Genomic DNA, 22821 nt, shown 5'->3' on the forward strand with positions numbered 1-22821 from the left:
GGGCTTGAGGTTCTTGTGATAACCCTTATCCTCCGCATGCAACGCCGACTCACTGGCATGCGCATGCCCGCCGTCGAGTGGTTTCAGTACAACCTCGTCATTGGGGTTGATGGGCACGGTTGATCCTTTCGATAGGGAGAAGATCCTGCTTGGGTGGGAAGAAAGTCGTGGGGGTGTGCTCCCCGACGGGCAAGAGAAAGCTAGAAAACGGACCAGCCCGTGCGGTCGGAAAGGTCGGCGAGGGCCGCAGTGCCGGCGAGGGAGTTCCCCTTGGCGTCCAGCCGGGGGCTCCAGACGCAGATCGCGCAAACACCTGGAACGATCACCAGGATTCCGCCGCCCACGCCGCTTTTTCCGGGCAGGCCAACGCGGTAGGCGAACTCGCCCGCGGCGTCGTACATGCCGCACGTGAGCATGATGGAACCAATGCGTTTCGCTTCGCTGGGGGACACCACGGTTCCGTGGGTCCCGTGGCCGTTCCTGGCAAGGAAGAGCCCGGCCTTGGCGAGTTCCACGCAGGTCATCATGATGGAGCATTGGCGGACGTAGTTTTCCACTACTGATTCCGCTGACTGGGCCAGGTTGCCGAAGTCCTTGAGGAAATGTGCGAGCGCCAGGTTGCGGTTGCTGCTGGAAAGCTCGCTGGCAGCGGCGGCCTCATGGATGAAAGGCCCTGCGCTGCCCGCCTGGTCGGTGAGGAACCGCAAGAGCCGCGTGGCGGCGTCGGGCGTTTCATTCATCAGGTGATCGGTGACCACCAACGCGCCGGCGTTGATGAAAGGGTTCCGCGGGATGCCCTGTTCCGCTTCCAACTGGACCAGGGAGTTGAAGGGGGTGCCGGAGGGTTCGCGCAGGACCCGGGACCACAGTGTTCCTGCCCTGTCGCCCCGAAGCGCCATCGCCAGGGTGAACACCTTGGAGATGCTCTGGATGGAAAACGGGACGCCGGAGTCGCCGGAACTGAACACCTCCCCGGACGCGGTGGCAACTGCGATGCCAAACATGTTGAAGGGAACTGCCGCCAGGAAGGGGATGGAGGCCGGAACCGAGCCGCTTTCGCGCTCCGGCCGGTGACGGCGGACGATGTCGTCGAGAATCTGGCCCAACGGTGGGGCCTCAAGGGTCGTGGTCATTTCGTGCCTAAATGTTCTTTGTTCGTGCCGGCCCATTCCTGGATATGGAGCAGGGCCACCATGGCGTCCCGGGGGTCGCCGAAGTCCAGGCCGGTGCCCCGGGAAGCTTTGCTGATGCGGTAGTAGACGGTGTTCTTGTGCAGCTTCATCCTGCTGGCGCATTCGGCGACGTCCAGTGCGGCGTCGAAGTAGGCGTGCAGGGTTTCCGCGAGTTCGCCGTCCTGCTGCAGCAGCGCGGAAAGGCCGCGGTGGCGGAAGGTGGAGGACGTGAAGTTCTGGACCGCCTCCCGGAAGAGGATTTCTGCCTCGAAGTCGTCCACGGTGGCTACGGCCTTGTCCGGAGACGTACCGACGCAACTCAGCAGGGCCTCGGTGATGCGGGTGGTTGAGTGGATGGACAGCAAGTCCGGGACCACTGGACCGACGGCGGCGAACGGGCTGATGCCCAGGTGCTTGGCTGCATCCCGGACGATTGCGTCGGCCAGGCTCCGCAGCCCTGGCTCCGCGGCGGTTGACTGCAGGCCCGGGACAATCACGGCGGTGTCGCCCTTGAACTGGCCCACGACGGCGGACGCCTTGAAGGCAGCCGCATGGATGGACGCAAGGTTGGCGAGTTCGCCGTGCTTCAGTGCGGCGTCGTCAGCCTGGGCTTCGGCATCCGAGATTCCTATCAGGATCAAAGCGGCGGGGCGTTCAGCAGGGATTTTCTCGCTGTGGGCGCTGGCCGCGGCTTCCGCCGGTCCTGACAGGATCCGGGCAATGCGGTCTTCGCGCATGTGCACAGACTGCTGGTTGCGGTACCGGATCAGCTCGGCGGAAGCCCGGGCGGCAGATCCGTTGAGCACGTACTCTACGTCCGTGCCGAAGCCGCCCCCGGTCTCCTGCAGCCAGATGTAGCCCATGATCCGGTCCCCGGCGAACAGTGTGATGGCCACCCGTTCCCGGAGCCCGTCCTGTGGCCGGGCGGGTACCCGCACCGGCAGCCGGGTCCTGTGCAGTTCACGGTAGGCGCCCAGGTCCTTGAGCAGCAGCTCGTATTTACGCGGACCGCGGCGGGCCAGGATGGAGGCCTTGCGCAGTTCGTCGATGTCGTTCGAAACGGTGGAGTACGCCAGCACCTTGTTGGCGGCATCTTCGATGAGCACGTGGCTGGAGGTGAGCCTGGCGGTGGTCTGGGCGATGGCGAACAGGTCCTCTTCCAGCAGCGTCAGCACTTCGCTCTGGTAGCTGCGCGGCTGGATGCGGTCCTTGGCAATGGACAGGAGCCGGTCCCAATCGGCCCCCGGATCCACCAGGAGCAGGCCCGTACCGGCGTCGCGGAGCAGTTCCTCAGCTTCGGCGAGCTCTTCGCGCATTCCCTTGACGGCGACCACCGGCGGAGGGTTCTTCAGGAGCCGGCGCAGCGCGGGCAAAGCCGAGCGGCCACGGACGCCGATCAACAGCACAAAGGCCGCGCCGCCGTCGGGCGCTTCATCATCCGCATCCACGATCAGGAACCGTTCGATCGCGGAGCTGGCCGGGGCCGGCCGGAGGATGAGGCTGGCGAAACCCAAGGGGAGATCCGAAAGGATATCCTCCACCGTAACCGCTGCCATGGCTTCCTTTTTCGCGTCGATCTCACCGGACGGCTCTGTCCGGTCACCCCATGCTATCGAGGCACGCGGCGGCAAAATATGGAAGCCATTCCAAAGGCACTGGCAGCTTTTCGGGTAGCTGACCAAGTTGGGCGGGTTGGCAGCCCTGTATGGCCGTCAATGCCCGAGGCGGCTGGCAGCGAAGCGGGCCCTTTGCAGCTTTCCCGGAGCCCGGCCGGCTCCAAAGGGTGTACTGACAGACCCTGCCGCGCATCTCCAGGCGGGGTTAGCGTTTCTGGGACAGCGCGGTTCAGCCATAATCGGAAATTTTGTGCCGCCTTCCCTTCTTTCGACACAGGAGCATGACACATGGATAAGCGCACCCTGGGCACCAGCGGCCTCGAAGTCTCCGCCATCGGGCTGGGCTGCATGAGCATGAGCGGCGGCTACAGCGACAGGCCCGACCGGCAGGAGATGATCTCGCTGATCCGCGCCGCCGTGGACCGCGGCGTCACCTTCTTCGACACCGCCGAGATCTACGGCCCCTACGCCAACGAGGAACTGGTGGGTGAGGCGCTCGCCCCGTATAGGGGCGAGGTGGTGATTGCCACCAAGTTCGGCTGGGACATCGACCCTGCCGAGCGCAAGCCAAGCGGAAAGGTCACCAGCCGTCCCGACGTCATCAAGCACGTGGTGGAGGGCTCGCTCCAACGGCTCGGCGTTGAGGCCATTGACCTCTACTACCAGCACCGGGTGGACCCCGACGTCCCCATTGAGGACGTGGCCGGGGCGGTCAAGGAACTGATCGACGCCGGCAAAGTGAAGCACTTCGGCATGTCCGAGGCCGCCGCAGGAACCATCCGCCGGGCCCACGCGGTCCAGCCCGTGACCGCCGTCCAGAGCGAATACTCGCTGTGGTGGCGGCGCCCCGAAGAAGACGTCCTGGCCACGTGCGAGGAACTGGGCATCGGGTTTGTGCCTTTCAGCCCGCTCGGCAAGGGCTTCCTGACCGGCACCATCGACACCTCGACAAGCTTCGAGGCCGGCAACGACATCCGCGCCACTATCCCCCGCTTCACCCCCGAGGCCAGGGAGAACAACCGCGTAGTGGTGGACCTGCTCACCGGGATCGCGGAGCGCAAGGGCGCAACCCCGGCCCAGATTGCCTTAGCCTGGCTCCTTGCCCAGAAGCCCTGGATTGTTCCGATCCCCGGGACCCGCAAGCTGCACCGGCTGGACGAAAACCTCGGCGCTGCCAGCGTGGCACTGTCCGCGGACGAACTCACCGAAATAGAGGACGCCGCCGCGAAGATCCAGGTGCAGGGCGGCCGGTACAACGAGGCCGGGGAACGCATGACCAATCTCTAAATGGACCGCGCTCCCGCCGATCCGAGTGGGCAACCGGCGTCGAACCTTCGCCTGATCGGAAGCCCCCGCGCGAGTTGAACTCCAGCGCGGGGGCTTCCCAGGCTTCGGGGTTGGGGAACGATCCGAAGCCGAATTCAATGTACTGGTCCCGCGGAACCGCCTTGACCAGTCCGGGCCATATCCGGGAAATCTTGACGGAACCTTGAGCCAGCCGGCTGGCTGGGCCGGCCTAGGTCACACGGCGCCCCTCAAGCAGGCCGAGCCCCTCAAGCAGGCCGCAGCTCTCAAGCAGGCCGCAGCGAGGTGATCATCCGCCGGATGTCCTGGTACTCGTCCGTTTCCATGTACTTCTTCGCCTGTTCCAGGATCGGCAGGGACGAAGCCCCCGGCGTCACGTTGTTCTCCGGGTTGAAGAACGCACCGAACATGGCGGCAGTGGGAGGCCAGTTGAAGAAGTGGAAGATGCATGACGCGGAGTCGCCGGTGGGTGCCGGGACCGAGGTGATGCCGTAGGCCGCCGCCGGCGTGTCCGCCGGTCCAGGTGTGGCGCTGTTCCCGCGGGTCTCGTACATGAACCGCGGAGTCCCCTCACCCTGCATCAACTGCGGCAATTCCTCGGAATCCAGCACAGAGTATGGATACCGGTCCATGCATGTGGACCCGACGGCCATGTTGGTCCGAAGCGTCGCCAGTGGCTTGCCGGCTTCGTTGGTCACCTCCGCGAAGGCACCGCCGCCCTCGGGAAGCTCCCCCGCCGGATCCTTGACGCTCCACGCGGCCGGATGGTCGAACGTCAACTGGCCGTCCGCCGTCGTGAAACTGGTCCAGGCGGCCGACGCCGGCGCGCTGGGACTCGGCGAAGCCGTGGCACTTGGCGAGGCGGTCGCCGTCGGCATGGCAGTTGTGGTTCCCGTCGCGGAGGTGACGGTGGGGCTGGGACTCGACGTCGTCGTCGGTCCCGCCTGCGGGCCGCAGCCCGTGAAAAGCAAGGCCATCAGAATGGCTGTAGGAAAAACCGCGCCTGACGCGGCTGGACTGCGCATCACACCCTCCTTTGGGTTTGAGTTAGGTGCTTAAATTGTGGAGCGCGCGGGCGCGCCGGGATCCGCCAACGGCCCTTTTGGCGCCGAACCGTTGCGGCGATAACAAAACACGCGCACCCTCTAGGCGGCCCTCCCGCAAGATGACGCTCCGGTGAAGCCGCGTTGCGGAACATGGCGCCGGATTGCCCGGTTTGGCCTTATTTTGCGCCTTCCGTGGCTTCATAAGTAGCCCGGTTTCGTCCCGTTTAGCTTCCATTGCGGGGTGCTGGCCAACACCCTTGAGGCCGTGTTTAGGTGGTGTCACGGCACAGGCCAGGCCGCACCGCATAACAAACGCATGACGACAGGAGGACCCGATGCCGCACATAAAAAGCTGCACCAATGGCCCCCATGCCGCAGGTTCTCCGGGTTGCTGCCGGGCCTGATCCGCCGGGTCTGATCCGCTTCCGCTGACCGGCGCAGCCCTCCTAAATTTCGATTCATCCCGCTCCCGGGTGCACCCCCGGGCCAGCCTTGCTGTGCCCTCATCCCCGTCCCCCGTTTCCAAGAAAGGCCACACCATGTCCTTCGCTGCACCGTCCGCGCCTCCCTCCACCCAAGGGCATTCCACCTTCACCCGGCGCCGCGCCCTGGGCGCCCTCCTGGCCTTGCCCGCGCTCGGCGTCCTCACCGCTTGCGGCGGGAGCGCCACCGCCGGCAACACCCAGCCAACGCAGGCAACGTCCCCTCTGGCCGCCGAAGTGCCCGCCGGTACCACCATCACCGTGGGCGACCCCACGGTCAAAGTGGCCCTGGAGCTGTCCGGCCTGAACAAGGAACTGGACTTCAATGTGGAGTTCGCCAACATCTCCGGAGGCCCGCAGACCACCGAAGCCTTCCGGGCAAACGCCCTGGATGTCGGTTCCGTGGCTGACATCCCGCCGATCCACGCCACCTGGACCGGCCTGGACGTGCGCATCATCGCCAGCGCCTTCCGCCAGGACGCCGTGAACCACCCCCTCTATGAGCTCGGCATCGCTCCCGGAGCGGGAATTTCCTCCCTGCAGGACTTGCGCGGCAAGAAGATCGCCTACAGCCCGGGACAGGCCCAGGGCGCCCTGGTGCTGCGGATCCTGGAAAAAGCCGGGCTCGTGCAGGACGATGTAAAGCTGGTGGAGCTGCCCAGCACCGGCGACGTCTATTCCACCGCCCTAGCCAGCAAGCAGGTGGATGCCGCACCAATCGGCGGCGTGCAGATCAAGCGCTACCTCTCCAAATACAAGGCCGACGGCGCGTCCACCCTCCGGCACGGCCTGCGGGACGACCCCAGCCACCTGTACTCCCCCGCCAAGGTCCTGGATGACCCCGCCAAGGCAGCGGCCCTCGCCGCGTACGTCAAGGTGTGGGGCAAGGCCCAGCGGTGGATCGAGGACCACCCGGCGGAATGGCTCGAAGGCTACTACGTCAAGGACCAGGGTCTTTCCCGCGAGGACGGCCAGTACCTGATCGATGCCGCGGGCAAAAGGGACGTGCCCGTGTCCTGGACGGAAGCCATCGAACGGCACCAGCAGACCATCGACCTGCTGGCCCGGGAGCAGAAGAAACCCGAACTGGTCGCGGCGGACCTGTACGACACCCGCTACGAAGCCATCGCGGGCACCGCCTTCGCCGAGGCTGCAAAGGCAGGTGCCGCATGAGCGCCGCGGCCGTGGTGGAACGAACCGCCGTCGCACCCCACCAGGACCCGACACTCGCCGGACGTGAGGATGTACGGCCCACGGGCCGCAGGCTGGGACCCGGACGACGACGGCGGCTCGCCGGGCTGTTGGGCCCATCGGCTTTGCTGCTGCTCTGGACAGCCGCCTCGGCAACAGGGCTGCTGGACCCCCGCATCCTCTCCGAACCATGGACCGTGGTGGCTACGGCAGGTGAGCTGATTGCCGATGGACGGCTCCAGGAAAACCTCGCCATCTCGGCTCAGCGGGCGGGACTGGGGCTGTTCTTCGGCATCGTCGTGGGCGCCGTGCTGGCCCTGGTCTCCGGGCTCAGCCGGGCAGGCGAGGCGTTCATCGACGGGCCAGTGCAGATCAAGCGCGCCATCCCGGGCCTGGCCCTGATTCCGCTCCTCATCCTGTGGTTCGGGATCGACGAGACCATGAAGGTCCTCACCATCACCCTCGGCGTCTTCGTTCCCATCTACCTCCAGACCCACGCTGGCCTCCGCGGCATTGACCTGCGCTACGTCGAACTGGCGCAAACAGTGGGCCTGAGCCGTGCAGGCTTCATCCGCCGCGTGGTACTCCCCGGCGCCCTGCCCGGCTTCTTCCTGGGCCTCCGCTTCGCGGTCACCGGGGCCTGGGTGTCCCTGGTGGTGGTGGAGCAGATCAATTCCACCAGCGGCATCGGCTACATGATGGAACTCGCCCGCACCTATGGCCAGACCAACATCATCGTCCTCGGACTCGCCGTATACGGCATCCTCGGCCTGCTGTCCGACGGCGTTGTCCGCTTCATCGAACGAAAGGCACTCTCATGGCAGCGCACGCTGGCGGGCTGACCGCCGTCGCACCTTCCCGCACCAAAGCGCCCACGGAGGCACCGCTGGTTTCCGTCCGTGGCCTCGTCCGCGGCTTCGGGCCGAAGGGCGTCCTGAACGGTGTGGACCTGGACATCGCCCCCGGCGAGTTCGTAGCCCTGCTGGGTCCCAGCGGCTGCGGCAAAAGCACGCTCCTGCGAGCGCTGGCCGGACTGGACCACGATGTGAAAGGCAGCGGTGTCATCAACGTTCCGGACCGGGTGTCGGTGGCCTTCCAGGACTCCCGCCTCCTGCCCTGGGACACGGTTCTGGGCAACGTCACGCTGGGACTGGGAGATCACGACGCCGACACGAAGGCCCGCAGGGCCCTCGCCGAAGTGGGACTCGCGGGCCGCGAAAAATCCTGGCCGCATGAGCTCTCCGGCGGTGAGCAGCAGCGCGTTGCACTGGCCCGCTCCCTGGTCCGTGAACCGCAGCTACTGCTGGCCGACGAACCCTTTGGCGCGCTCGACGCGCTGACCCGCATCAAGATGCACGGCCTGCTCCGCGACCTCGTGGCCGCGCATCGGCCCGCCGTCCTGCTGGTCACCCACGACGTGGACGAGGCCATCGCCCTGGCCCACCGGATCGTGGTCCTGGACAGCGGCCGCGTGGCAACTGTGCGCGCAGTTGCGCCGGAGATTGGCACCTCCGCTGCCGGAACCCCCACAGACGCCGCCGGGCACGAAGCCCTGCGCCGCGATCTGCTCACTGCCCTCGGCGTCGACGTCACCGTCGCCAGCCACTAAATCACTTCACCCCTTAGGAGCACCCCATGAGTTCCCAGAGTCCTGATTCCACCCAGCGCAAACTTCACCTCAACGCCTTCCTGATGAGCACTGGCCACCACGAGGCCTCGTGGCGCCTGCCCGAAAGCGATCCCCATTCCAGCACCAACGTGGAGCACTACAAGCAGCTGGCCCGCACCGCCGAACGCGGCAAGCTGGACTCCATCTTCTTCGCCGATTCTCCGGTCCTCTTCGGCGAGGTGGGCCGCCGCCCGGCCGGGAAGCTTGAGCCCACCGTGCTCCTGACCGCGATCGCCGGCGCCACGGAACACATCGGCCTGATCGCCACCGCCTCCACCACCTACAACGAGCCGTTCAACCTGGCCCGACGCTTCGCGTCCGTGGACTGGGTCAGCGGTGGCCGCGCCGGATGGAATGTGGTCACCACTGCCGGTCCCGACGCCGCCCGCAACTTCGGCGTGGACGACCAGCCCGCCCACGCCGTCCGGTACGAGCGTGCCGCCGAGTTCATCGAGGTGGCGCAGAAGCTTTGGGACAGCTGGGAGGACGACGCGGTCTTGGCGGACAAGGCCGACGGCGTCTGGGCGGATTCCGAACGGATCCGCACCATCGACCACGAAGGCAAACACTTCAAGGTCCGTGGCCCGCTCAACGTTCCCCGTTCACCACAGGGTCACCCGCTGATTGTCCAGGCCGGCTCCTCGGAGGATGGCAAGGACCTTGCCGCCCGATACGCCGATGCCGTCTTCACCGCCCACCAGACTCTCGCCGACGCGCAGGACTTCTATCGGGACCTCAAGAAGCGAACCGCCGCCGTCGGCCGTGATCCGGAGACCATCAAGATCCTTCCGGGCATCGTCCCGGTCATCGGGGCCACGGCGGAGGAAGCCCAGGCCCTCGAACATGAACTGGACCGGCTGATCAAGCCCGAGTACGCCCGGATCCAGTTGGCCAAGACTCTCCGCGTAGCGCCCGAGGACCTGCCCCTGGACCGCCAGCTGCCGGACAACCTGCCCAGCGAGGATGAGATCGAGGGCGCCAAGAGCCGCTACACCCTGATCGTTCAGCTGGCACGCCGGGAGAAGCTCACAGTCCGGGAACTGATCGGACGCCTGGGCGGCGGCCGCGGCCATCGGACCTTCACCGGCACGCCTGTCCAGGTGGCGGACGCCATCCAGGAATGGTTCGACGGCGGCGCCGCGGACGGCTTCAACATCATGCCGCCCGTGCTGCCCTCGGGGCTCGAAACGTTTGTGGACCAGGTGGTGCCCATCCTGCAGGAGCGCGGCCTGTTCCGCACCGAATACACAGGCCGGACCCTGCGGGAGCACTACGGCCTTGAGCGTCCTGTAAACCTCTTTGCGGGTGCCGAAGCGCTGGAGCTCGCTTCGATCGGGTCGGCGCTCTAGTGGCCCGGCAGCTGAAGCTCAATCTGTTCATCTACCCCGGCGGCCACCATGAAGCAGCCTGGCGGCACCAGAAGTCCCAGCCGGACCGGCTGCTGGACATCAGCTTCTACCAGGAGCTCGCGCAACGCGCGGAGAGGTCCAAGTTCGACGCGGTGTTCTTCGCGGACGGGCCGGCACTGGAGAGCAACGTGCAGTACGCCACCAGGTTCCGTCTGGAGCCCTTCACCTGGCTGTCCGCGATCGCCGTCGCCACCGAACGGATCGGCCTCATTGGCACGGCGAGCACCACCTACCTGGAGCCGTACAACGCGGCCCGGCTGTTCGCGTCGCTGGACCACCTCAGCGGCGGCCGGGCGGGCTGGAACATCGTCACCACCGGCGCCGAACGGGCAGCCCGGAACTTCGGCCTGGACGAGCACCCGCCGCACGCCGAACGCTACTCCCGGGCGGACGAATTCGTCCGGGTGGTGGGCAAGCTCTGGGACAGCTGGGAGGACGGGGCGGTGGTGTCCGACGCCGGCACGGGAGTTTTCGCCGATACCTCACGGATCCACCCGATCGGGCATGAGGGCGAGCACTTCCGGGTGGAAGGGCCCCTAAACACCCCTCGGTCCCCGCAAGGCCGGCCGGTCTACGTGCAGGCAGGCTCCTCCGCCGACGGTAAAGCCTTCGCGGCCCAGCATGCGGAAGCCGTGTTCACCGCGCACCAGACCCTGCAAAGCGCGCAGGGGTTCTACGCCGACATTAAGGCGCAGGCGTCAGCGGCCGGCCGTGATCCGGACAAGCTCCTGGTCCTTCCCGGCATCAGCCCTTACCTGGGTTCCACCGAGGCGGAGGCGCGCGCACTGCGCCAGGAATTCGACGAACTGACCCAGCCGGAATACGGGCTCGGCATCCTCCGGAAGCTGCTGGGCGTTGACTTGGACGGGCTCAAGCTGGACGACACTTTCCCGGAGGAGCTGCTGGCTGCCGCGGGCCGTGAGAGCAGCCGGAGCCAGCTGTTGTTGGAAGTCATCCGCCGGGAACGCCTCACTGTGCGCCAGGTCCTGCACCGCTTTGCCGGTGCCCGCGGCCACTACGCCGTGGCCGGAACGCCGGTGCAGGTGGCGGACGAGATCCAGCGCTGGTTCGAAAACGGGGCGGCCGACGGGTTCAACATCATGCCGCCCTGGCTGCCCGGCGGCTTCGAGGCCTTCGCCGATGAGGTGGTCCCCATCCTGCAGGCCCGCGGCCTGTTCCGGACCGAATACTCGGGCCGGACACTGCGCGAACACTTCGGGCTGGACCGGCCCGAGAGCCAGTACAGCCAGCAAGTTCACGACGACCACCAGCAACTTCAAGGAGCATCCGCATGACCGACTACCGCAGCCTCGGTGCCACCGGCATCAAGGTCAGCCCGCTGACCCTTGGCACCATGATGTTCGGGGCCATCGGCAACCCGGACCACGACGCCTCCATCAGCATCATCCACCGGGCGCTCGAGTCCGGCATCAACGTGGTGGACACGGCCGACGTCTACTCCCAGGGCGAGTCCGAAACCATTGTGGGCAAGGCCCTGAAAGGCCGCCGCGACGAGGTGGTCCTGGCCACGAAGGTCCACGGGCGCCTCGGCGAGGACGTGAACCAGGCCGGCAATTCGCGCCGCTGGATCATCCGCGCCGTGGAGGACAGCCTGCGCCGGCTGCAGACGGACTGGATCGACCTCTACCAGGTGCACCGGCCGGAACCGGACACCGACATCGACGAGACTCTCGGCGCATTGTCCGACCTCGTCCGGCAGGGCAAGATCCGCTACATCGGAACGTCCACATTTGAGCCGGGGCAGATCGTGGAAGCCCAGTATGTGGCCCGCGAGCGCCACCGGGAACGGCCGGTGGCGGAACAGCCGCCCTACTCCATCCTGGCGCGGGGCGTGGAACGGGAAGTCCTCCCGCTGGCCCAGCGCCACCGGCTGGCCGTGCTGCCGTGGAGCCCGCTGGCCGGCGGTTGGCTCTCCGGCCGGATCAGGCCCGACGGCGGCCACGCCCCCTCCAGCAGGGCCGCCCGGCAGCCTGCCCGGCACGACCCCTCGACCGCCGAGAACGCGCGCAAGACGCAGGCGGTGCTGGAGTTGACTGAACTTGCCGACCAGGCCGGGCTGTCCCTGATCCACCTGGCGCTGGGATTCGTGCTGGAGCACCCCGCCGTCAGCTCGGCGATCATCGGCCCGCGGACGCTGGAGCAGTTGGAAGGGGCCCTGGGAGCGGACAAGGTGAGCCTGTCCTCCGATGTCCTGGACCGGATCGACGAGATCGTCCCGCCCGGCACCACGCTGAACGCCGCGGACGGCGGCTACCAGCCGCCGTCGCTCCTTGATCCGCTGCTGCGGCGCCGCAGCCGGTAATGGCCTAGGCCCACCATTCCAAACACACATCGATTGCTCCGTAACTGCCGTTCTGAGCCGCCAAAAGGGCGCTTCCGGAGCAGTCGATGGGAAGTTAGTCCGTCTCCGGAGCTTCTTCGGGTTCGAAGGTGTTGGGCTCGTTGGTGGCACCCAGGCCCACGCCTTCCTGCCCGGCGGGGACGCCGCCATCGTCCTTCTCCTTGTCAGCCCCGCCGTTGGCTGCCGGTTCCTGCGCGTCGTCGTCGGGCAGGGATTCGGGTGAGTTGATGGTCATGGCTCCTCCTGGGTGTGTGGTCAATCACACTATCAAGTGGGCGAAGCAGGCAGAATAGCTGGAGAGAAAGCCCTTTCTGAGCCTCCCACCCGAAGGAACATCCGTGGAATACCGCCCCCTTGGCCGCACCGGCCTGTCCGTGTCTCCCGTCTGTGTCGGCACCAGTTCGCTGGGAAGCCACCCCGCGCCGCACGGAACCGACACCGCCGTCGCCACCATCCGCCGGGTCCTCGAAGGCCCCTTCAACTTCATCGACACGTCCAATGAATACGGGCAGACGAACAGTGAGCGCCGCATCGGACAGGCACTCGCGGAAGCCGGCGGCCTTCCGGACGGCGTAGTGGTGGCCACGAAGGTGGACCCCATCCGCGGAATCAATGACTTCTCCGGCGACCGGGTCCGCCGGTCCGTGGAGGAAAGCCTTGAACGGCTCGGCCTGGACCGGCTCCAGCTGGTGTACCTCCATGATCCGGAGAAGATCACCTTCGAGGAAGGCATCGCGGCGGGCGGCCCGCTGGAAGCGCTGATCGGTCTGCGCGACCAAGGCATCATCGGGCACCTGGGCGTAGCTGGCGGGCCAATCGACCTGGAACTGAAGTACCTCGCACTCGATGTGTTCGACGTCGTCATCAGCCACAACCGCTACACGCTCGTGGACCAGACCGCCGAGCCGCTCATCCAGGACGCCATGGACCGCGGGGTGGCGTACGTTAACGCGGCACCGTTCGGCGGCGGCATGCTGGTCAAGGGTCCGGACGCCGCCCCCAACTACTGCTATCGCCCGGCCAGCGAGGCCATCATCGGGCGGGTCAAGCAGATGGAGGCGATCTGCAAGGAATACGGAGTGCCGCTGGCTGCCGCCGCCCTGCAGTTCTCCACCCGGGATCCGCGGGTCAGCTCCACGATTGTTGGAATGTCGGAACCTGGACGCGTTGAGGAAACCGTCAAGCTCGCGGAGTGGGACATCCCTGAGGATTTCTGGGATCAGATTCTGCCGCTCGCGGCGGCCGGGACCGGCGAGCTGGGCTAATCGGAATAGAGCGGACTACTGACCTAACGTTGTGGCGGAGAGCCTGAACAGTGTCAGGACAAGGGACAGGCGCACACGCCCTGTCGCCGTGAGGATATCGAACCCAATCGTCTGCGAGTACTCGGCGGTGCGGCTCTGCACGGTGGAGTGGTGGAGGCCAACCTCGTCGGCGGCTGCCCGGAGGCTGTTCGTCGCCGCAATGGCCTCAAGGAGCACCAGCGCCTTGGGTTGAGCACGCAGCAGCCCTTTCAGAGCCGTGAGGTCAGGGGTCTCAAACGCGGAGGAATCTGCCAGCTCCGCAAAGACCAGCAGGCTGCCCAGGTCATCGGCGAGCAGCCGCGGATTCTGCGGGCCAGTCAGCCGCAGCGCGAGGAGCGCCGAGTCCCACGACCTCTCAAGCGCACCTGGCAGCATAGCCAGGCCGACCCCCGAGCGGGACTCAGGCCGTGCATCGGCGGGCCTGCACACAGCTGCCCGGACGGGCCCTACCTCTGTGTAGATGACTGCACTTGGTCCCGGCAGCACCGTTGCGGCGGGGACGGCCACCACGCGGTAGGCCGTGTCCCGGTCAAGATGGAGCATGGCGGCCGCATCCATCCGCCGGTCCAGGGGCGCGGTACGGTCAATGACCGTCGCGACAGCCCGGCGGGTGGCGGCCACCGGGCTGGTGCGGTCGAACGAGATCCCCAGCGCAATCGCCACGCGCTCAAGGATCATCTCATCATTGGCGAAGGCGCGCCCGGACCGCTCAATCCACACACGCCCGCCATCACCGAAGTCATGTCCGGGCCATGCACCGGGCGCCCCGGGCACGGTTTTCGTACCGGAGGCGTCAACGCGAAGGGTGTTCCCGTCAACCGCGTATCCCGCCGGGCAGCCGCTGAGCACCGCGGCGCCTTTCAGCAGGATGTGGGCACTGGCATGCCCGTCAACGAGCGCATCAAAGTACGCGATCACCTTGAGGCCTTCGGATGCCTCGGGGTCAAGCGCTTTGAGGCGCCACACCAATCCCTGCATATCTGCCGCTTCGTTGAGGTCGCTACTGGTCCGAAAATCCTACTCTGTCCGCCACCTGCCGGGGAGCGTGCCGAGGCGTCAGGCGCCGAGGATGCGGCGAACCCATCTCGTCCGTACGGCCCGGGCCTGGATGGACATTGCGGCCTGCGGCACAAGCATGTCGAAACCGTGGAATCCGCCGGCCCAGACGTGCAGCTCCGCTACGCCTCCAACGGCCCAGATTGCCGACGCGTAGGCCACCACCTCGTCCCTGAACACTTCTCCAGTAGCTACGTCGACGAAGGCAGGCGGCAGGTTGGACAGGTCAGTTGCCCGGGCAGGGGCTGCGTAGACGGACACGTCCGACGTCTTCCGCCGGTCACCGAGCAAGGCGTCCCAGCCGGTGTCGTTGCTGGTGCGGTCCCACAGCCCGAAGCCGTCAATCTGGTAGCTGGAGACAGTTTCGTTGCGGTCATCGAGCATGGGGCAGATCAGCACCTGGGCGGCCAACGCCGGACCTCCACGGTCCCGCGCCATCAGGGCCACTCCCGCGGCCAGCCCGCCGCCGGCACTGGCTCCAGCGATGATGAGGCGTGCCGGGTCGAAGCCGAGCTCCTCGGCATGGGCGGCGGTCCAGACAAGGCCGGCATAGCAGTCCTCCACGGGCGCCGGGTCCGGGTTCTCGGGGGCGAGACGGTACTCGACCGACACCGCGACAGCATTCATGAGTTCCACCCACTCAATGAGCATGTCCGCCCCCAGGAAGCGGTCCCCGATGACCATGCCGCCGCCATGGGTGTGATAGATCCCCGGGCCGCCGGGAACGTGATCAATCCTGGTGAAAATCGAAACCACCAGGTCGGGTGCCCCGTCCGGGCCGGGGATGGTTCGCTCTACGTGCCTCACGGCGTGACCTGCAAGCTGCTCTTCGATGGGCGATGTGAGCGGCGCACCCCGCATCCCGGGAATCATATCCGGGGTCAGCGTGGGGTTGAGCAGATCTCCCAGAGCAGTCAGCGTTGCCCCGAGTTCAACATCAAAGGGCGGGGCTTTGTGGATCGGTTTCATTGTGTCTCCTGGTGGCTTGGTCACCGCGTTGTGACCTGAATCAGCCTAGGTAGTGCATCTGCCGATTCTAACCGCCAGCAGCACTCAAACCGGGCTGTCTGGACCGCCGGATGGCGGTCCTTTGGCCATCAACGTCGCTCACCGCGAACGAGGACATGTCCTCGCTCAGGAAAAGTTCTCGAGCGCGTCCGTCAGCAGTCGTCCCGGCGCGCCCAGGCGGTGGTGCACGCCGTCGGACGCCACGAGCTCTCCGTTGATGACCACCGCCGTGACATCGGCAGCTGTGGCGCTCAGGGGGAGTTGTTGCGGTTTCGATCCCGCCGTCCGGGCCGAACCGGTGGCCACAGCCACCAGGTCGCAGACAGCACCAACCCGCAAAGCCTCCGGTGCCACCGGCGTGGCCATGGACCGGGCCGCCCCTTCGGTAGCCGCGTGGAGCAGCTCCTCAGGAGAAAACCGGCCGCGTTCCCCCGAGCCCAGGCGTTCCCCGTGTTCCAGCGCCCGCATTTCGATCCATGGGTCGATCACGGCGTGCTGGTCTGTCCCCAGCGCGATGGTAGCCCCGGCATTGGCCAGTGCCCGGGCGGGGCCAATGCCGTCCGCGAGGTCCGCCTCGGTGGTGGGACACATGACCACGGTTACCCCGGCGTTTCCGAGCAAAGTGATGTCCTCATCCGTCAAATGGGTGCAGTGGACTGCCGACAGGCGCGGGCTCAGCAGGCCGTGCCGGTCAAGGAGCCCCGTGGGCGTCAGTCCGTGCGCTGCCAGGCACGCCGCGTTCTCCGCAGGCTGCTCGCTCAGGTGGATGTGAAGCGGCATGTCGTGCGGCAGCTTGTCGGCCACCACGGCCAGGTCCGCCTCCGGCACCCCGCGGACGGAGTGAAGCGCGGCCCCCACACTGACCATGCCTGGCGGGAAGCTCCGGGCGATTTCCGTCCGAAGGGAAGCCACCCTGTCCAGCCATTCCTGCACGTCCCGGTCCCCGAATCTGGCCTGTTCAGGGCTCAGCGGCAGTCCGATGCCGCCGGCAAGATACAGGGTGTCCAGGAGGGTCAGCCGGATCCCGGCGGCGGTGGCCGCCCTGGCCAGGCCAAGCTCCATGGCGTGCGGTTCCGGGTATGGCACGCCGCCGGGCTGGTGGTGGACATAGTGGAACTCGGCCACACTGCTGTAGCCGGCCACCACCATCTCCGTGAAGACCGCCGTCGCGAGCTGCTCGTAGGCGTCAGGCGTCAGCTCCGCCGCGCTGCGGTACATGTGCTCCCGCCAGACCCAAAAGTCGCCACGGTTGTGGTGCGTGCGGCCGCGCAGGATCCGGTGGAAGGCGTGTGAGTGGGCATTTGCCGCGGCCGGGAAAACCACGCCGGACAGGATATGCGCCTCCGGGGAAGGGTCAACGGACGGGGAGATGCGTGTGATCCGGCCGTCCTGCACCTCGATCTCCACCCGTCCGGCAACTGCGGGACCGGTGCCGCCGTCGAACATTGCCGCCTCGCACCAGTACCGCATCACAGCAGCCCTTCCAGGACGTCCGCGAGTGCGGCAGCGCCGGTGCCGGCGTCCTCATCGGTGACGTGTTCCTCCGGGGAGTGCGAGATTCCGCTAGGGTTCCGGACGAACAGCATGGCGGACGGCACAAATCCGGCCAGCACACCGGCGTCATGACCTGCCCCGGTGGCCAGCAGCGGCGCCCCCGGCAGCATCCCGCTGATGGTTCGGGTCAGGCCCTGATCAAAATGGACCGTTTCGCTGTAGGACTCCTCAGTCAGCATGACCGTGCACCCTTCTTCGGCTGCCAGCCGCTGGGCCCTGCCATGGATTGCTTCGATGAGCCTGGCCGTGACGGCGTCGTCCGGGTGGCGGGCGTCCAGCCACATGTCCACGCGGGAGGCGATAACGTTCGTTCCGCCCGGCACCGGGATGAGGCGCCCCACCGTGGCGCGTGCATCGGGCTGGCGGGCGGCGGCCTGCCGGATGGCCACAATGATTTGCGCGGCAGCCACCATCGGATCCGCCCGGTCCTCCATCAGGGTAGTCCCGGCGTGGTTGCCCTGGCCGCTGATACTCAGCTTCCAGCGGCCATGGCCGAGGATGGAACTTCCGACGGCGATGGCCGGGCCGCGCGCTCCGAGGCCCTTTCCCTGCTCCACATGAAGTTCGACAAAGTCACCGATACGCGCCAGCGCCTGTGGATCCGGACCGATGTGGCGGGGGTCCAGGCCATTGGCGCGGGCGACGTCGGCGAATGTGTTGCCGTCAGCGTCGCGCAGGTTCCGCGCTTTGTCGACGTCGATGGCTCCTGTGAGAAGGCGTGACCCGAGGCAGGCCACTCCAAAGCGGGAGCCCTCCTCTTCGGGGAAGGCGGTGATGGCCAGGGAGCGGCGCGGCTGCACTCCCCGGGCTTTGAGGAGATCGACGGCGGCAAGCGCGGAAGCTACCCCCAGCGGGCCGTCAAAGGCCCCTCCGCCGGGGACGGAGTCAAGGTGGCTGCCGGTAACCAGGGCGCCGTCCTGGGGCTGACCCCACCACGCCCAGATGATGCCGTTTCGGTCAGTTTCGACATCCAGGCCACGCTGGCGCGCCTCGTCGATGAACCAGGCCCTCAGGTCGAGTTCCGCCGTCGAGTAGACGGCCCGGGAATAGCCTCCGCGGACCGCGTCGCGGCCCACGTCCTTGATGGAGTCAAGGAGCTGGTTGACGGTTTCCACATGTACCTCCGATTAGTACGAACTGCCACCAAGTAAAAACCAGTTTCCATTGCATGGCAAGGCCTCGGGAGGAATGCCGCCGACACTTAACAGGCCCGCAACATGCCGGAAACATGACCGTCCCACCAGGGGCCGGTCAACCTGGATTTTGTGAAGAGCGTGTGAAATGTAGGCCGGACCTATTGTCATCGAATGAAAGTTGGTTTTTACTTAGTGGCAAGAGATAGTGATTCGGACCACTCGAAAGCGGGTCAACCAGTGGCTGCAGATTCTTCAACCCGGACAGTGGAACGGGCCCTGGCGCTTTTGAGCGCTGTGTGTACAGACGGGGCCATCAGCCTCAGTGACGCAGCCCGGGTGGTTGACTTGTCCGCCAGCACGGCCTTGCGCCTGCTCCGGACGCTCGAGGCCAGCGGGTTCGTTTCGCGGGACCCGGGCGGAAACTTCCGGCCGGGTGCCAGCGTCATCCAACTCGGTGCCTTGGCCCTGGGCCACGAGTCCTTGGTCTCCTTGTGCACTCCGGCTATGAAGGGACTCGTCGCAAAGTTCGGGGAGTCCTGTTATCTCAGCATTCCCGGCGCTGGGGACACCGGAATCTACATAGCAATAGTTGAAGGAACCCACTCGATCCGGCATGCCAGCTGGGTCGGCAGAAGCATCCCGCTGGAGGGATCGGCCGCAGGCAAGGTCCTCACCGGCGGCGAGTCCGAACGCGGCTTCGCCATCATGCGAAGCGGTGTTGAAGACGATGTGACGGCCGTTGCCGCCCCAGTCATCATGGGCGGCCGGACCGTGGCTGCCCTGAGCATCGTGGCGCCCAGTTACAGGCTGGATGAAACGAAGGCAATGACAATCGGCGAGGACCTGGCGACAGTGGCCAAAACCATTCTCAATACGCCCTCCGAAGACCATGGAAAGCCCCTGGAAAGCATGGATACAAAATGATCAGGTTTGAAAGCGTTACCAAAACTTACCCGGACGGGACAGTGGCCGTGGACGGGTTGGACCTCGAAGCCCCCACCGGCAAGCTGACCATCCTTGTCGGCCCGTCCGGCTGCGGGAAGACCACCTCGCTCCGGATGATCAACCGCCTCATCGAACCCACCAGCGGAACCATCTACCTTGATGACCAGCCCACTTCCGGGATGGACGCGGCATTGCTCCGCCGCAGGATCGGCTACGTGATCCAGCACGCCGGGCTTTTCCCGCACCGCACCATCGTGGACAACGTAGCCACCATGCCGCTGCTGCTCGGCGAGAGCCGGCAGCAAGCACGAAAGAAGGCCCTTGAGCTCATAGAGCGCGTTGGCCTTCCGGCGAACTTCGCCAAGCGCTACCCCTGGCAGCTCTCGGGCGGCCAGCAGCAGCGTGTTGGGGTGGCCCGCGCCTTGGCATCGGATCCTGCGTTCATGCTGATGGACGAACCGTTCAGCGCCGTGGACCCGGTGGTCCGGGCGCAGCTCCAGGACGAGTTCCTCCGCCTCCAGCGAGAAATCGGCAAGACCATCATCATGGTTACCCACGACATCGACGAAGCCCTCAAGCTCGGGGACCAGGTGGCTGTGATGCGCGTCGGCGGGAAGCTCGCCCAGATGGCCACGCCGTCGGAGCTTCTCACTTCTCCGGCAGACGAATTCGTAGCCGACTTCGTAGGACGCGACCGGGGCTACCGTTCGTTGGGCTTCACTAATGTGGCCGGAGCCGTGACGGTGAGCGAAGAGGCCGTGGTCCAGCTCGGAGACTCCGCCGCGGAGGCGCGTGCGAGGGCCACCGGGGCATGGGTCCTGGTAGTCGACGGCGGACGAAAACCGCTTGGCTGGGCACAGCCCGAGCTGGTAGTCGGCGAGCTGAAGCGGGAGCACCTGAACCTCAGCGGCACGTCTGCGACATCGGCCGGGACCATGCGCCAGCTTCTGGACGCAGCGCTGTCCTCCCCCAGCCGCCGCGGCGTCGTCGTCAACGACCGCGGTGAACTCATCGGCACGGTAACTGCGTCCGACATCGTCAAGGCCATCGAGGCCGAACCACATCTGGAGACGGCCCGATGAACATTGAATGGCTGGGCCGCCAGTTCGACAATATTGTGTTCCTGCTCGGCTGGCATGTGCTGCTCGCCGTCACCCCTCTGATCCTTGGCCTGCTGATTGCCCTGCCCTTGGGTTGGTGGGCACACCGCAGCCGCCGGATCTACCCCCTCCTGGTAGGCATCGCGGGCCTGCTTTACACCGTGCCCTCGCTTGCATTGTTCGTCCTGTTGCCGTTGGTGCTGGGCACCAAGATCCTGGACCCCATCAACATCGTGGCCGCGCTGACCATCTACACAGTGGCGCTGCTGGTCCGAGTGGTTGCCGATGCCCTGGATTCCGTTCCCGAAGATACCGTCCAGGCGGCGAAGGCCATGGGCTACCGCGGCTACCAGAGCCTCCTGAAAGTTGAACTTCCCGTCGGCGTGCCGGTGATCGCCGCCGGCCTTCGCGTAGCAGCGGTCTCCAACGTCAGCCTCGTGTCAGTGGCTGCACTCCTCGGCATCCCCCAGCTCGGTTCGCTCTTCACCCAGGGCTTCCAGCTACGGTTCTTCACCCCGATCATCGCCGGAATCATCCTCTGCGTGGTCCTGGCCATGATCATTGACGGACTGATCATCCTCCTCAACCGGTGGCTGACACCGTGGACCCCCAAGGTGGTGGCAGCATGATCAACTACTTGTTCGACCCCGCGCACTGGACCGGTGCCGACGGCATCCCCAACCTGATCGGTGAGCACCTCGTTTACTCGCTCATCGCCCTCGCCATCGCGGCCGTGATAGCGGTTCCGCTCGGCGTCTACATCGGTGTCACCGGCAAAGGCGTCTTCATGATCGCCGGCCTGGCCAATGCCCTCCGCGCCCTCCCCAGCGTGGGACTGCTGATCCTGCTGGTCCTGCTGATCTCACCGGCCTTCCCGTCCAAGATGGGCTACATCCTGCCGAGCCTTATCGTCTTGGTGCTGCTCGCGGTGCCGCCCATCCTGACCAACACCTATGCCGGCATCCGCGCCGTGGATGCTGCCGCCGTCGACGCCGCCAAGGGCATGGGCTTTCGCACCATGAAGATTCTCACGGATGTTCAGCTCCCCTGCTCGCTCCCCTTGGTACTGTCCGGTGTCCGAAGCGCCTTGCTGCAGATCATCTCGACGGCGACCATCGCCGCCTACATTTCGCTCGGCGGACTCGGCCGCCTGCTGATCGATGGCAAGGCCCAGAACGACTACAGCCAGATGGTTGCAGGCGCCGTGCTCGTGGCCCTGATGGCCCTTGTTTTCGACCAGCTACTTGCCTTCATCACGCGTCGGATCGTCTCACCAGGACTGACCCGACGCACCATCAAATCGGCCGCTGCGGCCGACACCGTGCAAATCCCCGCTACGGTCTGACTCACCACCCCACGCAACATCCCAACCGCCGTCCGGCAACCCGACCCACCCCAACCTGGCCGCTGCATGCCCCGCGCCAGCCTCCCCAGAGAGCCATTAACATGAAAAAGTACCTGACCGGCATCACCCTCGCGGCTACTGCAGCCTTGGCCCTGACCGCCTGCGGCGGGGATCCCATGAGCAGCTCCAACACCCAGGCCGCTGCTTCGAGTGACAGCATCATTGTCGGCTCCGCGGACTTCCCCGAAAGCCAGCTCATCGCCAAGATCTACGCCGAAGCCCTCAAGTCCAAGGGCGTCCAGGTGACCGAAAAGCCCAGTATTGGCAGCCGCGAAGTCACCATCCCGGCACTCAAGGACGGTTCCATCGACCTCATGCCCGAATACGGCGGAGCACTCCTGCAGTACCTTGATTCGTCGACCAAGGCAGTCTCCTCCGAAGAAGTCGCCAAGGAACTGGCCACCAAGGTCCCGTCCGGGCTGACCATGCTGACGGCCTCCGAAGCAGAAGACAAGGATGTCCTGGCTGTCAAGAAGGAAACAGCCGAGAAGCACAACCTCAAGACCATCAGCGACCTCCAGCCCGCGGCCAAGGAACTCGTCCTGGGCGGCCCCCCGGAGTGGAAGACCCGCATTAACGGCGTCGCCGGCCTGAAGTCCGTCTACAACTTGGAGTTCAAGGAGTTCTCGGCGCTCGACGCCGGCGGCCCGCTGACGCTCAACGCCCTTCTTTCGGGCCAGGTACAGGTGGCCGACCTCTTCAGCACCGACCCGGCGCTGGCCGCCAACAACCTGGTTGCGCTCGAAGACGACAAGAACCTCTTCCTGTCCGAGAACATCGTCCCGGTCATCAACGAGAAGAAGTCCACGGCCACCGTCAAGGAGGTCCTGGACAAAGTCTCGGCCGCGCTCACCACGGAAGACCTCATCGAGATGAACGGCCGCGTGGCGAAGTTCGAGGACATCGGCGAGATCGCCCAGGACTGGCTCAAGTCCAAGAATCTGGTCTAGGCCCGCGCAAGATATTAGGAGCAATACATTGAAAGCCGATTTCACTACCGGTGCCCGCCCGGTTAAAGCAGCCCGCGGCACTGAGCTGACCGCTAAGAGCTGGCAGACGGA

The 22821-nt window shown here is 66.0% G+C and carries 21 protein-coding genes; 13 read left to right on the plus strand and 8 right to left on the minus strand.

The genetic code is table 11. The features are described from left to right. Window positions 1-200: 200 nt before the first annotated feature. Window positions 201-1133 (minus strand): glutaminase, encoded by a 933-nt coding sequence (locus V9L17_RS20825; RefSeq protein ID WP_337352740.1) that lies wholly within the window; start codon window positions 1131-1133, stop codon window positions 201-203. Beyond that, window positions 1130-2728 (minus strand): PucR family transcriptional regulator, encoded by a 1599-nt coding sequence (locus V9L17_RS20830; RefSeq protein ID WP_337352741.1) that lies wholly within the window; start codon window positions 2726-2728, stop codon window positions 1130-1132. The genes V9L17_RS20825 and V9L17_RS20830 overlap by 4 nt, the downstream gene beginning before the upstream one ends. A 348-nt stretch (window positions 2729-3076) precedes the next feature. Between V9L17_RS20830 and V9L17_RS20835 the strand changes: the two genes are divergently transcribed. Further along, on the plus strand, window positions 3077-4075 hold the full coding sequence (locus tag V9L17_RS20835; protein ID WP_337349178.1) for an aldo/keto reductase: 999 nt from the start codon (window positions 3077-3079) through the stop codon (window positions 4073-4075). Between the two features lie 284 nt (window positions 4076-4359). Here the strand turns inward: V9L17_RS20835 and V9L17_RS20840 are convergent, their stop codons facing one another. Beyond that, window positions 4360-5118: a hypothetical protein gene (locus V9L17_RS20840; protein ID WP_337352742.1), complete on the minus strand. Its 759-nt coding sequence runs from the start codon at window positions 5116-5118 to the stop codon at window positions 4360-4362. Between the two features lie 560 nt (window positions 5119-5678). Between V9L17_RS20840 and V9L17_RS20845 the strand changes: the two genes are divergently transcribed. From V9L17_RS20845 to V9L17_RS20870, 6 genes are read left to right on the plus strand one after another with little or no spacing between them, the layout of a single operon-like run. Then, window positions 5679-6794 (plus strand): ABC transporter substrate-binding protein, encoded by a 1116-nt coding sequence (locus V9L17_RS20845; RefSeq protein ID WP_337352743.1) that lies wholly within the window; start codon window positions 5679-5681, stop codon window positions 6792-6794. Further along, the gene (locus V9L17_RS20850; RefSeq protein ID WP_443198055.1) at window positions 6791-7654 is read left to right on the plus strand and encodes an ABC transporter permease; all 864 of its coding nucleotides are present in this window, start codon (window positions 6791-6793) and stop codon (window positions 7652-7654) included. Before V9L17_RS20845 ends, V9L17_RS20850 begins: the two co-directional genes overlap by 4 nt. After that, window positions 7630-8421 carry an ABC transporter ATP-binding protein gene (locus tag V9L17_RS20855; protein ID WP_337352744.1) on the plus strand — a complete coding sequence of 264 codons (792 nt, stop codon included), beginning with the start codon at window positions 7630-7632 and terminating at the stop codon, window positions 8419-8421. The genes V9L17_RS20850 and V9L17_RS20855 overlap by 25 nt, the downstream gene beginning before the upstream one ends. A 26-nt stretch (window positions 8422-8447) precedes the next feature. Then, window positions 8448-9830, plus strand: coding sequence for an LLM class flavin-dependent oxidoreductase (locus V9L17_RS20860; protein WP_337352745.1), 1383 nt, complete (start codon window positions 8448-8450; stop codon window positions 9828-9830). After that, window positions 9830-11185 (plus strand): LLM class flavin-dependent oxidoreductase, encoded by a 1356-nt coding sequence (locus V9L17_RS20865; protein ID WP_337352746.1) that lies wholly within the window; start codon window positions 9830-9832, stop codon window positions 11183-11185. The genes V9L17_RS20860 and V9L17_RS20865 overlap by 1 nt, the downstream gene beginning before the upstream one ends. Next, window positions 11182-12213 (plus strand): aldo/keto reductase, encoded by a 1032-nt coding sequence (locus V9L17_RS20870; protein ID WP_337352747.1) that lies wholly within the window; start codon window positions 11182-11184, stop codon window positions 12211-12213. The genes V9L17_RS20865 and V9L17_RS20870 overlap by 4 nt, the downstream gene beginning before the upstream one ends. 94 nt (window positions 12214-12307) lie before the next feature. Here V9L17_RS20870 and V9L17_RS20875 read toward each other — a convergent pair whose 3' ends face one another. Continuing rightward, entirely contained in the window at window positions 12308-12487 is a 180-nt protein-coding gene (locus V9L17_RS20875; protein ID WP_337349186.1) for a hypothetical protein, read from the minus strand. A 103-nt stretch (window positions 12488-12590) separates the two neighbouring features. Here V9L17_RS20875 and V9L17_RS20880 point away from each other — a divergent pair, with 103 nt between their 5' ends. Next, window positions 12591-13517 (plus strand): aldo/keto reductase, encoded by a 927-nt coding sequence (locus V9L17_RS20880; RefSeq protein ID WP_337352748.1) that lies wholly within the window; start codon window positions 12591-12593, stop codon window positions 13515-13517. 15 nt (window positions 13518-13532) lie between these two features. Here the strand turns inward: V9L17_RS20880 and V9L17_RS20885 are convergent, their stop codons facing one another. From V9L17_RS20885 to V9L17_RS20900, 4 genes are all read right to left on the minus strand, one after another. After that, window positions 13533-14534 carry a hypothetical protein gene (locus tag V9L17_RS20885; RefSeq protein ID WP_337352749.1) on the minus strand — a complete coding sequence of 334 codons (1002 nt, stop codon included), beginning with the start codon at window positions 14532-14534 and terminating at the stop codon, window positions 13533-13535. 78 nt (window positions 14535-14612) lie between these two features. Further along, window positions 14613-15581 carry an alpha/beta hydrolase gene (locus V9L17_RS20890; protein ID WP_337349189.1) on the minus strand — a complete coding sequence of 323 codons (969 nt, stop codon included), beginning with the start codon at window positions 15579-15581 and terminating at the stop codon, window positions 14613-14615. Between the two features lie 165 nt (window positions 15582-15746). Beyond that, window positions 15747-17093, minus strand: coding sequence for a formimidoylglutamate deiminase (locus tag V9L17_RS20895; protein WP_443198056.1), 1347 nt, complete (start codon window positions 17091-17093; stop codon window positions 15747-15749). Next, the gene (locus tag V9L17_RS20900; RefSeq protein ID WP_337349191.1) at window positions 17090-18289 is read right to left on the minus strand and encodes an allantoate amidohydrolase; all 1200 of its coding nucleotides are present in this window, start codon (window positions 18287-18289) and stop codon (window positions 17090-17092) included. Before V9L17_RS20900 ends, V9L17_RS20895 begins: the two co-directional genes overlap by 4 nt. A 213-nt stretch (window positions 18290-18502) precedes the next feature. On the opposite strand from V9L17_RS20900, the gene V9L17_RS20905 reads away from it, so the two are divergent. From V9L17_RS20905 to V9L17_RS20925, 5 genes are all read left to right on the plus strand, one after another. After that, window positions 18503-19234: an IclR family transcriptional regulator gene (locus V9L17_RS20905; protein ID WP_376048041.1), complete on the plus strand. Its 732-nt coding sequence runs from the start codon at window positions 18503-18505 to the stop codon at window positions 19232-19234. Continuing rightward, complete coding sequence (locus tag V9L17_RS20910) at window positions 19231-20337, plus strand: ABC transporter ATP-binding protein (protein ID WP_337352752.1); 1107 nt, start codon at window positions 19231-19233, stop codon at window positions 20335-20337. Before V9L17_RS20905 ends, V9L17_RS20910 begins: the two co-directional genes overlap by 4 nt. Next, window positions 20334-20984: an ABC transporter permease gene (locus V9L17_RS20915; RefSeq protein ID WP_337349194.1), complete on the plus strand. Its 651-nt coding sequence runs from the start codon at window positions 20334-20336 to the stop codon at window positions 20982-20984. Before V9L17_RS20910 ends, V9L17_RS20915 begins: the two co-directional genes overlap by 4 nt. After that, window positions 20981-21700, plus strand: coding sequence for an ABC transporter permease (locus tag V9L17_RS20920; RefSeq protein WP_337349195.1), 720 nt, complete (start codon window positions 20981-20983; stop codon window positions 21698-21700). Before V9L17_RS20915 ends, V9L17_RS20920 begins: the two co-directional genes overlap by 4 nt. Window positions 21701-21801: 101 nt before the next feature. After that, window positions 21802-22710, plus strand: a complete 909-nt coding sequence (locus V9L17_RS20925; protein WP_337349196.1) for an ABC transporter substrate-binding protein — start codon at window positions 21802-21804, stop codon at window positions 22708-22710. The last annotated feature ends 111 nt before the right edge of the window (window positions 22711-22821 follow it).

The organism is Pseudarthrobacter sp. CCNWLW207, assembly GCF_037203945.1.
In the GTDB taxonomy this organism is placed as follows: domain Bacteria; phylum Actinomycetota; class Actinomycetes; order Actinomycetales; family Micrococcaceae; genus Arthrobacter.

Excerpts from the sequence above, each read along its gene's own strand:
- V9L17_RS20825 (WP_337352740.1), bottom strand. The coding sequence starts at position 1,133 with ATGACCACGACCCTTGAGGCCCCACCGTTGGGCCAGATTCTCGACGAC.
- V9L17_RS20830 (WP_337352741.1), bottom strand. The coding sequence starts at position 2,728 with ATGGCAGCGGTTACGGTGGAGGATATCCTTTCGGATCTCCCCTTGGGT.
- V9L17_RS20835 (WP_337349178.1), top strand. The coding sequence starts at position 3,077 with ATGGATAAGCGCACCCTGGGCACCAGCGGCCTCGAAGTCTCCGCCATC.
- V9L17_RS20840 (WP_337352742.1), bottom strand. The coding sequence starts at position 5,118 with ATGCGCAGTCCAGCCGCGTCAGGCGCGGTTTTTCCTACAGCCATTCTG.
- V9L17_RS20845 (WP_337352743.1), top strand. The coding sequence starts at position 5,679 with ATGTCCTTCGCTGCACCGTCCGCGCCTCCCTCCACCCAAGGGCATTCC.
- V9L17_RS20850 (WP_443198055.1), top strand. The coding sequence starts at position 6,791 with ATGAGCGCCGCGGCCGTGGTGGAACGAACCGCCGTCGCACCCCACCAG.
- V9L17_RS20855 (WP_337352744.1), top strand. The coding sequence starts at position 7,630 with ATGGCAGCGCACGCTGGCGGGCTGACCGCCGTCGCACCTTCCCGCACC.
- V9L17_RS20860 (WP_337352745.1), top strand. The coding sequence starts at position 8,448 with ATGAGTTCCCAGAGTCCTGATTCCACCCAGCGCAAACTTCACCTCAAC.
- V9L17_RS20870 (WP_337352747.1), top strand. The coding sequence starts at position 11,182 with ATGACCGACTACCGCAGCCTCGGTGCCACCGGCATCAAGGTCAGCCCG.
- V9L17_RS20875 (WP_337349186.1), bottom strand. The coding sequence starts at position 12,487 with ATGACCATCAACTCACCCGAATCCCTGCCCGACGACGACGCGCAGGAA.
- V9L17_RS20885 (WP_337352749.1), bottom strand. The coding sequence starts at position 14,534 with ATGCAGGGATTGGTGTGGCGCCTCAAAGCGCTTGACCCCGAGGCATCC.
- V9L17_RS20890 (WP_337349189.1), bottom strand. The coding sequence starts at position 15,581 with ATGAAACCGATCCACAAAGCCCCGCCCTTTGATGTTGAACTCGGGGCA.
- V9L17_RS20910 (WP_337352752.1), top strand. The coding sequence starts at position 19,231 with ATGATCAGGTTTGAAAGCGTTACCAAAACTTACCCGGACGGGACAGTG.
- V9L17_RS20915 (WP_337349194.1), top strand. The coding sequence starts at position 20,334 with ATGAACATTGAATGGCTGGGCCGCCAGTTCGACAATATTGTGTTCCTG.
- V9L17_RS20920 (WP_337349195.1), top strand. The coding sequence starts at position 20,981 with ATGATCAACTACTTGTTCGACCCCGCGCACTGGACCGGTGCCGACGGC.
- V9L17_RS20925 (WP_337349196.1), top strand. The coding sequence starts at position 21,802 with ATGAAAAAGTACCTGACCGGCATCACCCTCGCGGCTACTGCAGCCTTG.